1 pseudogene is annotated in these 214 nt (G+C 53.3%); it reads left to right on the top strand.

The features are described from left to right. Positions 1 to 214 (top strand): annotated as a pseudogene (gene tuf, locus UTM25_RS17050) (elongation factor Tu); the annotation flags it as partial.

Raw genomic sequence — 214 nt, 5'->3', positions numbered from 1 at the left:
GCTGTCTCAGTACGATTTCCCGGGCGACGATACTCCAATCGTTCGTGGTTCTGCTCTGAAAGCGCTGGAAGGCGAAGCAGAGTGGGAAGCGAAAATCATCGAACTGGCTGGCTTCCTGGATTCTTACATCCCAGAACCAGAGCGTGCGATTGACAAGCCATTCCTGCTGCCAATCGAAGACGTATTCTCCATCTCCGGTCGTGGTACCGTTGTT

It is taken from the genome of Enterobacter sp. 61D5, assembly GCF_034107965.1.
In the GTDB taxonomy this organism is placed as follows: Bacteria; Pseudomonadota; Gammaproteobacteria; order Enterobacterales; family Enterobacteriaceae; genus Enterobacter; species Enterobacter cloacae_M.
The sequence above is the reverse complement of the archived record's forward strand: the minus strand, read 5'-3'. Positions and strand labels throughout refer to the sequence as shown.